This window comes from Methylobacter luteus IMV-B-3098 (assembly GCF_000427625.1).
Lineage (GTDB): Bacteria > Pseudomonadota > Gammaproteobacteria > Methylococcales > Methylomonadaceae > Methylobacter > Methylobacter luteus.
Window position 1 is genome coordinate 270,385 of record NZ_KE386569.1, and the last position, 14,042, is coordinate 284,426.

16 protein-coding genes are annotated in these 14,042 nt (G+C 51.8%); 9 read left to right on the forward strand and 7 right to left on the reverse strand.

What is annotated here, in order from left to right; all coding sequences use genetic code 11:
- The first annotated feature begins 10 nt into the window (after window positions 1–10).
- The gene (locus tag METLU_RS0103305) at window positions 11–580 is read left to right on the forward strand and encodes a DUF882 domain-containing protein (protein WP_027156990.1); all 570 of its coding nucleotides are present in this window, start codon (window positions 11–13) and stop codon (window positions 578–580) included.
- Between the two features lie 18 nt (window positions 581–598).
- On the opposite strand, the gene METLU_RS0103310 is transcribed toward METLU_RS0103305, so the two are convergent.
- The 4 genes from METLU_RS0103310 to METLU_RS0103325 form a co-directional block, all read right to left on the reverse strand.
- Entirely contained in the window at window positions 599–2,335 is a 1,737-nt protein-coding gene (locus tag METLU_RS0103310; protein ID WP_051299749.1) for a L,D-transpeptidase family protein, read from the reverse strand.
- 96 nt (window positions 2,336–2,431) lie between these two features.
- Window positions 2,432–2,761 carry an ASCH domain-containing protein gene (locus tag METLU_RS0103315; RefSeq protein ID WP_027156992.1) on the reverse strand — a complete coding sequence of 110 codons (330 nt, stop codon included), beginning with the start codon at window positions 2,759–2,761 and terminating at the stop codon, window positions 2,432–2,434.
- 136 nt (window positions 2,762–2,897) lie between these two features.
- Entirely contained in the window at window positions 2,898–3,317 is a 420-nt protein-coding gene (locus METLU_RS0103320; RefSeq protein ID WP_027156993.1) for a hypothetical protein, read from the reverse strand.
- Between the two features lie 108 nt (window positions 3,318–3,425).
- Window positions 3,426–4,082: a pyridoxamine 5'-phosphate oxidase family protein gene (locus METLU_RS0103325; protein WP_027156994.1), complete on the reverse strand. Its 657-nt coding sequence runs from the start codon at window positions 4,080–4,082 to the stop codon at window positions 3,426–3,428.
- A gap of 221 nt (window positions 4,083–4,303) precedes the next feature.
- Here METLU_RS0103325 and METLU_RS0103330 point away from each other — a divergent pair, with 221 nt between their 5' ends.
- Window positions 4,304–5,623: a c-type cytochrome gene (locus tag METLU_RS0103330; RefSeq protein ID WP_196806485.1), complete on the forward strand. Its 1,320-nt coding sequence runs from the start codon at window positions 4,304–4,306 to the stop codon at window positions 5,621–5,623.
- Between the two features lie 361 nt (window positions 5,624–5,984).
- Here METLU_RS0103330 and METLU_RS0103335 read toward each other — a convergent pair whose 3' ends face one another.
- Window positions 5,985–6,440: an Rrf2 family transcriptional regulator gene (locus METLU_RS0103335; RefSeq protein WP_027156996.1), complete on the reverse strand. Its 456-nt coding sequence runs from the start codon at window positions 6,438–6,440 to the stop codon at window positions 5,985–5,987.
- Between the two features lie 195 nt (window positions 6,441–6,635).
- On the opposite strand from METLU_RS0103335, the gene METLU_RS0103340 reads away from it, so the two are divergent.
- On the forward strand, window positions 6,636–7,010 hold the full coding sequence (locus METLU_RS0103340) for a group I truncated hemoglobin (RefSeq protein WP_027156997.1): 375 nt from the start codon (window positions 6,636–6,638) through the stop codon (window positions 7,008–7,010).
- A 31-nt stretch (window positions 7,011–7,041) separates the two neighbouring features.
- Window positions 7,042–8,022, forward strand: a complete 981-nt coding sequence (locus METLU_RS0103345; RefSeq protein ID WP_027156998.1) for an FAD-binding oxidoreductase — start codon at window positions 7,042–7,044, stop codon at window positions 8,020–8,022.
- Window positions 8,023–8,172: 150 nt separating this feature from the next.
- Here the strand turns inward: METLU_RS0103345 and METLU_RS0103350 are convergent, their stop codons facing one another.
- Complete coding sequence (locus tag METLU_RS0103350; RefSeq protein ID WP_027156999.1) at window positions 8,173–8,928, reverse strand: DUF4410 domain-containing protein; 756 nt, start codon at window positions 8,926–8,928, stop codon at window positions 8,173–8,175.
- Window positions 8,929–9,546: 618 nt separating this feature from the next.
- Here METLU_RS0103350 and METLU_RS27120 point away from each other — a divergent pair.
- From METLU_RS27120 to METLU_RS0103370, 4 genes are all read left to right on the forward strand, one after another.
- On the forward strand, window positions 9,547–9,765 hold the full coding sequence (locus tag METLU_RS27120; protein ID WP_036242817.1) for a TraR/DksA C4-type zinc finger protein: 219 nt from the start codon (window positions 9,547–9,549) through the stop codon (window positions 9,763–9,765).
- 104 nt (window positions 9,766–9,869) lie between these two features.
- Window positions 9,870–10,250 carry a VOC family protein gene (locus METLU_RS0103355; RefSeq protein ID WP_027157000.1) on the forward strand — a complete coding sequence of 127 codons (381 nt, stop codon included), beginning with the start codon at window positions 9,870–9,872 and terminating at the stop codon, window positions 10,248–10,250.
- Between the two features lie 62 nt (window positions 10,251–10,312).
- Complete coding sequence (locus tag METLU_RS24375) at window positions 10,313–10,702, forward strand: DUF427 domain-containing protein (protein WP_036242819.1); 390 nt, start codon at window positions 10,313–10,315, stop codon at window positions 10,700–10,702.
- A gap of 321 nt (window positions 10,703–11,023) precedes the next feature.
- A complete protein-coding gene (locus METLU_RS0103370) occupies window positions 11,024–12,070 on the forward strand; it encodes a methyltransferase domain-containing protein (protein WP_027157002.1) in 1,047 nt (348 codons plus the stop codon).
- A gap of 85 nt (window positions 12,071–12,155) precedes the next feature.
- On the opposite strand, the gene METLU_RS0103375 is transcribed toward METLU_RS0103370, so the two are convergent.
- Window positions 12,156–12,659: a lipocalin family protein gene (locus tag METLU_RS0103375; RefSeq protein WP_027157003.1), complete on the reverse strand. Its 504-nt coding sequence runs from the start codon at window positions 12,657–12,659 to the stop codon at window positions 12,156–12,158.
- Window positions 12,660–13,205: 546 nt separating this feature from the next.
- Between METLU_RS0103375 and METLU_RS0103380 the strand changes: the two genes are divergently transcribed.
- Window positions 13,206–13,811, forward strand: a complete 606-nt coding sequence (locus tag METLU_RS0103380; RefSeq protein WP_407939104.1) for a protein-L-isoaspartate(D-aspartate) O-methyltransferase — start codon at window positions 13,206–13,208, stop codon at window positions 13,809–13,811.
- The last annotated feature ends 231 nt before the right edge of the window (window positions 13,812–14,042 follow it).

The window sequence follows — 14,042 nt, forward strand, 5'->3', positions numbered from 1 at the left end:
AGTAAAAAATATGTCAACAATCGATAAAACTCAGAGTCAAATCAATCGGCGAAGATTTTTACAGATGCTAGCCTGTGGTTCACTGGCGGCAGGTTTTCCCAGTCTTGTTGAGGCTTCGGCAAGAAAGCCTTACCGGTCCGCCCGAAATCTCGCTTTTCTAAACACTCATACTGGCGAAAGATTAGCATTAACTTATTTTGAAAAAGGCCGCTATATTTCGGATGCCCTGCAGGAGGTCAATTATCTGCTGAGGGATCACAGAACCGATGATGTCTATGACATTGACACGTCGCTGCTGGATCAGCTTTACAACTTGCGAGTCATGCTGGGCATAAACAAACCCTTCCATATTATTTCCGGTTACCGCTCGCCCTATACCAATGCGCTGCTGCATGAGCAGAGCGACGGCGTCGCTACCAAAAGCCTGCATATGCAGGGCAGGGCTATCGATATCCGCATTGAAGGGTTTAATACCAAACATTTGCGCAATGCCGCCATTGCCATGCAATCCGGAGGCGTCGGCTATTACCGTCGTTCGAACTTCGTGCATCTCGATACAGGCCGGGTCAGAACCTGGTAAATTTCGGCAAATGCTTTTTTATTCAGTGAGGACAACCGTATCGGCTGTTTTCTTTTGAACCGGTCTGGATAACGCCTGAACCAACGGATTGTCGAGACCGTATATATCCTCGAAAAATAACACCTGATCAGCCGTAGCCATTGCCGTGGTATAGAAAATAATGACCGGGATGGGATTGTCCAATTGGACGTATCTGGGATTGTCTCGATGCATGGCTTTGCTGATTCTTTGCCGGTCCCAGCCGTCCTTGGATTTCAGCACGAATTCGGCTAATGCTTCAGGGTCCTCGACCCGAACGCAGCCATGGCTGAAGTCTCTTCTTGTGCGCTTGAACAAATTCTGAGTCGGGGTATCGTGCAGATAAACATTGTAATCATTCGGAAACATGAACTTCACGCTGCCCAGCGCATTCAGGCGGCCGGGGCGTTGTCTGACTTTCAAGAGACCGCGGCTTAAAAGATTTATTGTCTCGTCGTTAACCGCCATCACGGTTGCATTCGGGCCGAAGTTATTGACCAGCTCCATATTCTGCCCGGCCAGATAAGACCAGTTCAGGCGCAGTTTAGGCAGCAGTTCTTCCTTGACGATGCTTCGCGGCACGTTCCAGTAGGGCCTGAACTGAAGAAAATGCATGTTGGCCATGAACACAGGCGTCTGCTTGTTTAAGGATTTGCCGACGATCACCTTCATGTTTAAAGGCGGCACTGTTTCCATACCGATTGAATCATAAGCCCATAACTGAAAAGCGGGAATATTGACGATAATCAGCGAACCTTCTTTCACTCTGGGCAGCCAGCGAAATCGTTCCATGGACAATTCAATTTGCCGGATTCGATCAGCGAGAGGCATATTGAGGGCGGCGACTGTGCTTTTGCCAATTACGCCGTCGCCTCCCAGCCCGTGCCGCAGTTGGAAATTCTTGACCCCATTGACCAGGGACGCATCATAAAGTTTGCCGTTTTTCGCATCGGTTTCTGCCGATTCGGGCATATCGCCTAAAGCCGTCAACAACTCACGGAGAAATACCATTTGCGAATCATGCTGGCCCGGCCGTAATGTCTGTATAAACGAGAACTGATGAAAATTGTTTGTCCGGGCGAGTTGCCGGTATCTGGACAAGGCCTCTTTCAAATGCCGGTAGACAGGCAGTACCGGCTCAACCTTGGCAACGAGTTCGGACGGTTTTTTCTGGGCGGCGGCTTCCACAATTAAACCGGCAAGACTAACCTGTTCCAGGATTATATCGGCGCCCAGTTTTACATTATGAGCTTTGATTTGGCCGTAATGCAGATCGGAAAGATAACGCAGCAGAGCAATATTCAGTGCCGTATCATACAACGCCAGGGCCTGTGGCGATTTATCCTGGCCGGCTTTGATTTGCAGCCATTTCCGGGCAAGATAAGACTCATCATAATTTTGCGCATTCAGACCGTTTTCTTCAGCGTTTGCCAACAGCGCTAACACATCATCCACCTGACTATCCAAAGCGCCGTTCTTCAACCAGACCAATTGATAGCTATTCAATTGGTAAAGCGCCTGAATGTCTTCATGCTGGTCGTAAATGTCGTTATGCAGCAGGTAAGGGTGCCGGTTTGAAGTTATCAGGGAACTGATGACTTCAACCAGCCCGGGGTCGGTTGTGCCTTCAGACGAGCGAGACAGGGGAGAAAACATCAGCCCCAAAATAAGCCAGACAATAACTGTCCAGTTATTATAAACACTCGGCTTTGCTGGATGGATCGCGCTTAAAAACATTTATATGACAGACTCCGTTAAGATGGCGGGCAGGCTCAGTTGGTTCGGTTATTGTTAAAAAAGTTGCACATAAATGTGAAAAAGTACCGATGCAGACTAATCGTTACGTTTAAAAGAATGGACCCAGACCAGACTGTCATTGTTCCAGGTCATGCCGGCGTGCATTCTCAGGATCACATCTTTATAGGCGTCAAGGTTAGGATAGCCTTCGGCTTTTGCATCGGCATCAGTCATCTCGCCCAGGCTTTGCCGCTCCAGCGCGGTAACGATAAATGCCGTGCCTTCCAGTTCAAAGGTCTCGCCCGGATAAGCGTAGACGCCATCCCTGCGTTGTTGGGTCTTTTGTCCGTCCAGCACAGCAGCAACCAGTTTGGGATGGGTTACGAGGCGATCAATATGACAGGTCTTTTCGGGGTACTTATTCATCAGGTTATCCTTTGCTTAAAAGGTGGATACAATAACTCAACCTGATGATAATAAGAAATAGTTAAAAGCAAGCTTTTTGAATTGAAGTTAATCGTGGCGATACCGCCAGGCGGCCGCTAAGCCGCCCTTGATAGATTTATTGATTGGTTTTTGAGCCCGGCTGCTGCATTTTTTTATGATCTTTTTGCCATTGCCGACGATGTTCCATCAGCTGATCATGATGCGCTTTTAACAAATCCAACTGTTGTTTTTTAAGCTGTTCTTTTTTGGCGGGGTCTTTCTCTGCCAGAATCTTATCGGAAAGCTCGTGCATTAACAGCATATGGTCCTGAAAAGTCCGCATATGCAGATCTTTTTGCTCTTCGGACATGCCTCCCATCATGCCGCCCATGCCACCACCCATTTCACCCATGCCTCTACCCATTCCGCCCATGCCTCCACCCATTCTGTTCGTGCCCTGGGATTCGGGTTTATTTATCGGTTCGCCGGCGTAACTGACCATGCCATAAGAAATTAACAGAAAAAAAGCAGCCATCAATTGATTAAGATGTTTCATTGGTAGTCACCTTGTAGTGGTTTGGTTTAAACAAAAAAACATACTCAAGAAATTAGAAATGCCGCCGAAACCAAAAGTTCCTTCTGGAAAGGTCGAGGAAACGTTACCTCAGGCTTCTCCTTTCATGACCAGGGTACCGTATTCTTCCGGCGTGATAGTGCCGCCCAGTGTTTCTGCTATGCCTTTATCCCTTTCCGGAAGAGCATCCTGTAGCGCATCGATGCGCTTCCATTGCGGCGGCGGGGTTGGCTGACCGTCTTGAGGCGCGTACCTGGACGTCTGTACCCGCTGATACTTGTGAATATAACGCGGGCAATTGACGAATATCTCGGTAATCGTGACGCGTACGATCATTTCCGCACCTTGAAAGTCGACGAGCAATGGATCATTGCTATCGACAGCCGCCGTCCCGTGAACGCGAACGCGGTGCGGCGTTTCAAAATCGATGAATAACAGGCCGACCTTGTCGTTGGCCGTGATGTTGCCTATGGACAAAAACATGCCGTTGCCGTTGTAACTGGGGAAGGCAAGCGTTTTGTTGTCCACCACTTTAACAAATCCCGGCGTTCCACCTTTGTATGAACAGGTAGGGTAGCCCCGGTGATCGATCGTCGTCAGAAAGAACATGTCGCGGGTTTCGATGAAACTCTTATGCTCATCGGCAATTTCTGACTGGACAATGATTTGACCGACAGCATCGGCCAGGCTGCGCGTATCAAAAGCATCCTGCAGGGCCAGATGCTGGGTTCCGTATATGTCTCTCATTATGCCTCCAGGGGATGAAGTATTTTATTAAAAGATAAGGCGCTGCTGGCTGACGGACGATCGCAATAAACGGACATCACGCAAAACGCCTTTTTACGTATGCTAACACACAGACATAGCTGTTTTTTGTGTGTATACCCAATATTCATCTTGATGGGATAGAAAATGGCACTCGCTTATCTGGTATTCATCCTAACTTTTCTCAAGAAATGGAGATTATCATGAAACGATATTGGATATACATGATGACAATTCCTCTACTGGTCATCTCCGTCAGTACGGCATTTTCTGATGACAAGCGGCAGGCACTGATAAAGTTCGATAAGCAAATTAACAGGCAGGCTCAGCAAACGCTGGCCGATGGCAGTAAAATTTTTCGATACGATACCTTCGGCGACGAGGCCTTCTGGGGCGATACGCTGAAATTGCACCAGGCAATAAAAGGCGCTAAATTCGGCGGCGTAGGCCCGGGCGTGAGCCCGAAGACGGCGCTAGCGGTAGGTCTCAAGGTTGATGTCGATGCGCTTCCGGCAAACATCGTATCCAGCCTGAAGAGCGGCGGCGTGAACCTCGATGATCCGGCGGTCACAATTGAATTGCTGCGCCTCAATGCCGTCGTTGGCGTCAAGGGCATCTTTGCCGGAAATGATCTGAGCTCAATTGGCATACAATGCGCACTCTGCCACTCCACGGTGGACAATTCACTGGCGCCCGGGGTTGGTCATCGGCTCGACGCCTGGGCCAATCGTGATCTCAACGTCGGCGCGATCATCGGCCTGGCTCCCGACCTCAGCGCGTTTACGACGCTGCTCGAAGTCGATGACAAGACCGTGCGGGACGTGCTGGCGTCCTGGGGCCCGGGAAAATTCGATGCTGAACTGGTTCTCGATGGCAAAGCCTTCCGCCCGGACGGCAAATCGGCCGCGACGCTCATTCCTCCCGCGTTCGGCCTGGCGGGCGTCAATCTGCACACCTGGACCGGCTGGGGTTCCGTGACGCACTGGAATGCCTTTGTCGCTGTGCTGGAAATGCACGGGAAGGGCACGTTCTTCGATCCGCGCCTGAAAGACCCTGAGCAATTCCCGGTCGCCGCCAAAGCCGGTTTCGACAACGTGCGCAACGATCCCGATCTCGTTAGCGCCAAATTGCCGGCGCTGCATTTCTATCAATTGGCGATTCCCGCGCCAATGGCACCGAAAGGCAGTTTCAATCCATCCGCCGCAGCCAGCGGCAAACAGGTTTTCGAAGACAAAGGCCAATGCGCGACCTGCCATGTGCCGCCGACTTATAGCGAACCGGGGTGGAACATGCACACACCGGAAGAGATCGGCATTGACGATTTCCAGGCCAACCGGTCACCGGACATGCGCTATCGGACTGCGCCGCTGAAGGGGCTGTGGACCCACACCAAAGGCGGTTTTTATCATGACGGGCGGTTTGCTACACTGCTCGATGTGGTAAATCATTACAACAGTCATTTAAAACTGGGGTTAACCGATCAGGAGAAAGCAGACCTGGTCGAGTATTTGAAATCGCTGTAATTCTGAAGCTGCAACAGCCCTGGCTTGCCGGGGCTTGTTGCAGCCTGGCCTGACAAAGCCTGTTCTAGTAGCCAAGGGCGCTAGATCGGCAAGATCTCTTTTCAAATCCCTGCCTCGCCGGTATTGCTGATCCAAAGCGGATCTTGCGGCCGACTGGCTGAGGCTAAAGCTAAAGCAAGCAATTTCAGCCTATTGGCAAGCTTTATCGCCAACCGGAAAAGCCAAATGGTTGATGGGCTTTATGGCGAGATTCACCTGCATGGTCCTTTGGCTGCTTATGTGATTGCGACGCACAAGCGATCGGACCGCTTAGCCATAAGGCGTTTCGGGCCGGGCGAAGCGCCAAAACCCGTTTTACGCGTCAGGCGGACGATGAAGGATCTTCAGACAATGCTGACAGGTCGACTCTGACGCCGAAACGGGCCGCATCGGCCAGCGAGTATTTGTCCAGCACAGCCATGAATGCGCGCTGCGCCTCGTATAACATGGCCTTCAGAAAGCAGTCGCGGGTCAGGCGGCACTGATTGGACGGTGTATCGAAGCACTCCACCAGATTCATGTTGACTTCGGTCCTCCGTACTACTTCCCCGACCCCTATGGTATTCGCGGGTCGGGACAGCTGAATGCCGCCGCCCTTGCCCCGGGTCGTCATGATGAAGCCTTGATTGGCCAGGCTGTTCGCCACCTTGACCAGATGGTTGCGGGAAATTTGATGATACTCGGCAATTTCTGAAATGGTCGCCATGCCCGGTTCCGGCAAGCGGGCAAGATAAATCAGCAGGCGCAGTGAATAATCAGTGAATTGCGTAAGCTGCATGTTTGATGCTCCTTAAAATCAGCCTGCGTTTCAAGCAGGGCTTAAAAAATAAAAGATAGGGCTTGACGATTTTACTACCTGGAAATAAGATGCATGTTAAATACATCTTATAGTTACGCCTTATCACTGCCCCCTCTTGGGGCGTATCTTTTAAGATGTATTTTAAACACCTTTTTAATTGAACTGGAGAAAAATATGTCGCAACAAGAGTCCTTGTACGAAAAATTAGGTGGCGAAGCCGCCGTTAATGCTGCCGTTGATATTTTTTACCGCAAGGTATTGAGCGATGACCGCATCAGTTCCTTCTTCGAGGACGTGGATATGGAGAAGCAGGCCGCGAAACAAAAAGCATTCCTGACCATGGCCTTCGGCGGGCCGCACAATTACAGCGGTCTCGATATGCGCGCCGGCCATGCCCATCTGGTCGAGCGCGGCCTGGATGATACGCATGTCGATGCGGTGATTGAAAACCTCGCGGCGACCCTCCGCGAGCTGGGCGTGCAAGAGGCTCTGATCAATCAGGTTGCCGCTATCGCCGAGAGCACGCGAAACGACGTGCTGGGCCGTTAATTCTTTATTTCAGAAATACAGGTACGCTGCCATGGTGACTATTCGTTATGCAAAAGACAACTTCGAATTGGGCGAGAACCAATCTGTTCTGGAGTGTTTGACCAGTCGCGGCGTGCCCGTTCCTTTTTCCTGCCGCAGCGGAGCCTGCCAGACCTGCCTGATGCGTGCCACTGTCGGGACGCCTCCCGAAATTTCGCAGCAAGGATTGAAGGATAGCCTCAAACTCCAGAACTATTTTCTCGCTTGCGTTTGTCATCCCACTTCAGATCTTGATGTCGCTCTGCCGGACGATAAGGATATTCAGGCGGCTGTTCCCGCTACCGTCAAAAGTCTGAAACTGCTCAATTCAGAAATCATGCATGTCACGCTCGAATGTCATGTGCCCATCGATTACAGAGCCGGGCAGTTCATCAACCTGTTTCAGGACCCGTCGCTGGGCCGCAGTTACTCACTCGCCAGCGTGCCGCATGAAGATGATCACCTTCACCTCCATGTTCGCCGCCTGCCGCAGGGCAGGGTCAGCGGCTGGATACATGAGGAACTGCGTCCGGGCGAGACGGTCGAGGTTCGCGGTCCCGCCGGCGACTGCTTTTACACGCCCGGCAATGCCGAACAGGGCATGGTTCTGATCGGTACGGGCTCCGGGCTTGCGCCGCTTTACGGCATTATCCGCGATGCCCTTAGTCAGGGTCACACCGGCCCTATTCGATTATTTCACGGCAGCCGCGACCTGAACGGAGTCTATCTGACCGGGGAGCTGCGCGATCTGGTCAGGCAATATTCGAATTTCGATTACGTGCCGTGCCTGTCCGGCGGAGATGTGCCGCACGGCTTTGCCGCGGGACGCGCCCATGACGTGGCTTTTCAGCAGATACCCGATCTCAAGAACTGGCGCCTGTTTCTCTGCGGGCATCCAGAAATGGTCAAGACAGCCAAAAAGAAAGCCTTTCTGGCGGGCGCCTCCATGAAGGATATCTATGCCGACGCCTTCAATGTCAGCCAGTCTTCCTGACTGGCCTGAAACTGCCCATGGCTGATAACAGAAATGGCCCTCAGAATTCGGATACTTGTTAGCGATAAAACTGCTCTATGTAATCTTAATAACGAGGAAAAAGGCATAGTCAGAGTATCAGTCAATGTATTTAATTCTGATGCCTTTATTTTATCGGCGTTTCTGTTCTTTGAATTGCTGAGTATGTTTCAGAATCTCGTTGACGATCTGTTCGGCGGTTTTTTCGATATCCTTTTCCGTTGCATTTTTTTCCATGACAAATTTGGCGGCGGCCACATAAGGGTTGATGGTCGCGGCAGCGCCAGGCACTTTTTTGGGATCTTTGATGGTGCCAAATACGATAAAGGGCGTCTGTGGCTGCGCGCCGGCCAGATTGCTGACGCCGACCTGGACGTTCATAGTGGTCGCGCCGCGGCCAAAGCCGATCACGGCACGCTTAATGCGGTTACCTTCATCGACTTCGGTAAATATGCCCTGTAGCAGCCAGCCGTCGCGCGGCAGAGTCACCTGCGGGCCGGACAGGCGCTGCGCAGTGAAGCCTTTATCCCTGAGATTGCTGATCAGGCTTTGGCTCATGTCATTAACGATTTCCCTAGCCCGCGCCTTAGGATCCGAGTGTGCCATCGGATGCGGCAGCCGTTGCCCGATCTGTCCTAAACCTCGGCCGGGCAGAGCGCCCCGAACACCCTGATCACCTTCGATTTTTTGGGCATCAAGGATAAAGTCGCTGACATAAACCGTTCTGGGCAATTCGGCCGGCCATCGGCCTTTCATCTGCTCATCGCGGATTTCAACAGCGCCTAGTACGTCGCGGGAATCGGCGCCACGGTGCATTTGGCAGCCCGAGCTCAAACCCATAAAAACCATCAGGCCAATAAGGCAGATAGGGAAATTGCGACTTACCATAGCATTATCTCGTCAATTAAATGTTAAGCATGAGTGTGCAAATAGTCTTTATAGCATCCGGATTCGTTCAAGAATCCATAGGCCGGGAGCGAGCCGATGACAGATGCAGGCGACAGGCATGGCACCAACTTTAAGCGTTTGATCTTAGATTGCAATTAAAGCGCGATTTTGAACGGATAATGAAAAATTGTCGCACTCGAGTTGAATAAAGTAAGGCAAGCAGAGCCAATGGAAGCAATGCCATACTCCGTATGGCTATTCTCCTGATCTGGCAGGGCAATAAGGAATGCCGGGTTTTCCGTTTTCAGAAGCTTTACCTCTTTAGCAGAAGTGTGCGGCGGTTCGCATGCCTTATCAATAGGTATTAATGCCTATTATTAAAGGTTTTCAGCGAGTGTTTGAACTTGTCGGCGCGATAATCGGCTATCAGCTTTGGGATGTGTAATTTGCCGATGATGTGTAGTCAAAAAACTTCAAACTTACTTTTAAAAGTTTAATCTATAGATAGCTTTGGGTAATGTAAAATTGCCTGTTAATTAAAGAATTTAATGGCATTAACATTAAACGCTCAAACAAATGAATGTAATTTTTATAAATTTTTAAATAAGAGAAACTGATATGTCATCAGCATGGGCAGGTGGAACGGATGCCATTATTGAGAGAATGGATCAAATGACGGCGCTCTTTATCGAAGAAACCCGAAAATCGCTTTATACGGGTGAATCGGCTATCGATTGTGAAGAATGCGGCGAACCGATTCCGGAAACGCGAAGAAAGGCTATTCCTTGTAAATATTGTCTAGCCTGCCAGACAGCGTTGGAAAAAAATTCACGGTAAGAGAAAGACTGGATAACGCAAGGATGTGCTCATCCTACCGGGTTGAACCGCCTGATGTTTGCCGCGGTCACAAATCAATAAACCCGATGTCAGGGAGTATCCCTATGAGCGTGCAACTCAACCATACCATTGTCTCGTGCCGTGACCAGCAACGGTCGGCAACGTTCCTGACAAAAATCCTCGGGCTGCCGGCCCCCAAACCCTTTGGACCCTTTCTAGTCGTTGAACTCAGCAACGGAGTTTCGCTCGACTTCTATGAAACCCACAAAGAGATCGCGTCGCAACACTACGCCTTCCTGATCGGTGAAGACGACTTCGATTCGATCTTCGGCCGCATACGCGAGCAAGGGCTTGAATACTGGGCCGATCCCGGTCAGCACCGGGCAGACGAGATTAATCACCGCGACGGTGGCCGCGGGGTGTATTTCGAAGATCCCGACGGGCATCTCCTCGAAATCATCACTCGCCCTTACGGCGGGGGTTAGGCGAGTGCTGCCGCGATCCTTTCGGTGGCATTGATACGAGCACCATCACTCAGGAGGTCAGCATGAGCAAATCACCCGGCCACCAAAAATGGCCCAACCATAAAGTCCAGGAAAAACCCATTAATCAAAGAGTTCAGGTCGAGATCAACGGCGAGGTGGTCGCAGACTCCAGCGATGTCGTTCAAGTCGACGAAGACCAGCATCCGCCTCGCTACTATTTTCCCCGCTCCGACGTCAAGATGGACAAGCTGGAGCGATCGGATACCACGACCGAATGCCCGTTCAAAGGCTCCGCGCACTATTATCATCTCAATCTGGGCGGCCAGACATTCGAGGATGCGGTCTGGACCTATGAGGATCCTTATGAAGAGCATCGTGCACTGAAGGACAGGATCGCCTTTTATGATGACAAATTTCAGGCCATTCATATTGAGATAGAGGCAAAAGGATAACTGTGCTCATATCCAGAGTTTGTCCATCGGCTGTGCCGGGCCGGTTTGAAACAGTTGATTTGCATCCATTGCCGGTAAAATTGTGGATCTCTCAGTTCTGTACTGAGCACTGACGGAGCAATCAAAACCATCCTGCGCTTTTTGATCTGCAAACCAGTGGGGGCTTAGGTTGCGTATTGCAAGCCTGTAAAGCCTGTGCAAAATATTTTACAATCGCGTGTAAGAAATCTTCTGTTTTAACGACTCAGCAAATAAACACGTAATGGTTTATTTCGTTTACTTGCGTCCCTACAAATATCTACTTATCTATCCGGAGCCTACATGACCGATGCCGCCCTCAGTGAATCTGTTCAAAATTATTACGGGGAGGTGCTTAAATCCAGTCAGGATTTAAAGACCAGCGCCTGTTGCACGCTTGACGCGATGCCTGGGCATTTGCGTCCGTTTCTCGCCGATCTGCACCCGGAAGTGGTGGCCCGCTTCTACGGTTGCGGTTCGCCGTTGCCTCCAGCGCTTGAAGGCCGTACCGTATTGGACCTGGGGTGCGGTTCGGGACGTGATTGTTACTTGCTGTCCCGGTTGGTCGGTGAATCGGGACGGGTCATCGGTGTCGATATGACGCAAGCTCAGCTTGATGTCGCCAGGCGTCATTGCGACTGGCATGCCGAACGGTATGGTTATGCGTGCTCCAATGTCGAATTCCTGCAGGGGCGCATCGAGGATCTCGCCTCGATCGGCATTGCCGACAATTCCATTGATGTTGTCGTGTCGAATTGCGTCATCAATCTGTCGCCCGATAAAAAGCAGGTATTGGCGGAAGTTTTCCGCGTGCTCAAGCCCGGCGGCGAACTCTACTTTTCCGATGTCTATGCCGACCGGCGTATCCCTGCTGCGCTCAGACAGGACCCGGTGCTGCTGGGCGAATGTCTGGGCGGCGCCCTGTATGGGGAGGATTTCCGCCGCATCATGCACGACCTGGGCTGTCCTGATGTCCGCACCGTCAAGGGCAATCCGATCACGCTGGGCGATCCGGAGGTCTTGGCCAAAATCGGCATGGTCAATTTCCGCTCGGTGACGGTCAGGGCTTTCAAAATGCCCTTGGAAGACCGTTGCGAGGATTTCGGGCAGGTCGCCGTCTATAAAGGCACATTGCCCGAATCGCCCCACTTTTTTGATTTGGACGATCACCATCATTTTGAAACCGGCCGGCCCCTGCGCGTCTGCGGCAATACCGCCGACATGCTCGGCATGAGCCGCTATGCCGAACATTTTGAAATCTGGGGCGATAAATCCACGCATTTCGGTTTGTTCGATTGCGCGCCGCCCAACAAAAGCCTGTCCGTTGAATCCGGAGCGGCCTGTTGTTAATGCCTGAGTACCCTGTCATGTACTGAATCGGCCATCACCGGTTCCAGTTCCGGAGCATCAATGAAGGTAGAAGGCTTTTTATTGATCAGGGATAAATTAAATTTTGGGTAGCAAAACCCAGTGATTGGGCTTGATCAATCAGGGCTTGCATGATGTTTTTATCCAGGGTCGGCGTGCGCGACAGAATCCACAGATAATCGCGATCAGGCCCTGCAATCATGGCATAGCTGTAGTTGGCTTTGTCCAGGGCGATGATGTTATAGGCGCCGTAGAATGGCCCAAAAAAAGATACTTTCAGGCGGCCGACATCGGGCGATTCGATAAAGTAAGCCTTGCCCTCGGCCGATTGACGCTGACCGGTCTCGGCATTGTAACCGCTGTTCAGCACGCTGACGCCGCCATCGTCCCTGAGGCCATATTCGGCCGTGACTTCGGTCAGGCCGCGTTCAAAGCTGTGGTCGAGACGGGCAATTTCATGCCATTTGCCGAGGTATCGGTTAAGCTCAAAGCCGGTGACGGGTTTGGCGCCAGGCGGCAGGCCGGTGCAACCGGGCATCAGCATCAGTAACAGCAGGTATAAATAAGGCATGGCGGGATCTCCGGATTAGTGACGACTTCGAAACAGCGCTTTTGTCCGTTGTCTGCGCAGGGCATGCGACGGCCGGAAAAGACCGCAGCTCAGCCAGTCGCGGCGAAAGACGAGCAGGGATTTTTGATAGCGCGGCATGTGATGAGTCAATGCTTTGTTTTGGCAAATAGTGAAGCAGACCTTGGCTGCCTTTAGAGGTCTGGCAGCAAAAATAGTTTTTGCCAGGCCCACCAAGATCGGCCGGTTTGCGTAGTCACATCAGTTGCCAAATGATTCGAATCATGGACAGGCGGCCAAAATAACCGAAAATCTTTATGACGAGCCGGAATTGATTTGGCGGGAGCCCATGGGCTTTATGGCACGGAGCGCTTTAACTTATGCAGGTTAAATCCGGAGGTTGTTTGCATGCCAAAAACCTATCGCTCTGTTCCAAAAGGACTCGCCTTGGCTTGGTTGCTGTTCCTGTGCTTTACTGCTGCCATAGCCGAAGAGGGCTTCATGAAGCAGCGCCAGGAAATGATCAATGTCATCAAGTCCGGTGTCAGGATGAGCCAGCAGTTTCTCGAGAAAGGCGCGCTTGATGAAAAAGTGCTGGACGCCATGCTTAAAGTGCCCAGGCATGAGTTCGTGCCGGAAGATCAGCGTCCCTACGCTTATGACAACAGGCCGCTGCCTATCGGTTACGGGCAAACCATCTCCCAGCCTTATATCGTGGCCGTCATGACCGATCTGCTGAGCCTTGAGAAAGGCGACCGGGTGCTGGAAATCGGCACCGGCTCAGGCTATCAGGCCGCCATTCTGGCCGAACTGACCGATGCGGTATTTACCATGGAAATTATCGAGGGGCTGGGCCGGCAGGCCGGGGAACGCTTGGGGCAATTGGGATACAAGAACGTGCGGACCCTGATCGGGGACGGCTATTACGGCTGGCCGTCCGAATCGCCTTTCGATGCGATTGTCGTCACCGCCGCGGCCAGTCATATTCCGCCGCCGCTGATCAAGCAACTGAAACCGGGAGGACGCATGATTATACCGGTCGGCAGCCGTTTCATGGTCCAGCATCTGGTGCTGGTGACCAAGGATGCGGACAGCAAGGTTACTACCCGGCAAATTCTGCCGGTTGCCTTTGTGCCGCTGACCGGTGAACATTAAATGACCGAAACCAGGCCGACCGGCTCGTATCTGTTGGCGGTAGCCGTTATCTCGGCGTCGGCGCTGGCGTATGAGGTGTTGCTGATGCGCCTGTTCTCGATCATCCAGTGGCACCATTTCGCCTATATGATCATCAGCCTGGCGCTGCTCGGGTATGGCGTCAGCGGCGTTTTTCTGGCATTGAACCGCGATGCGCTGCAACGCCGGTTTCCGGCTGCGATCACGGCCAAC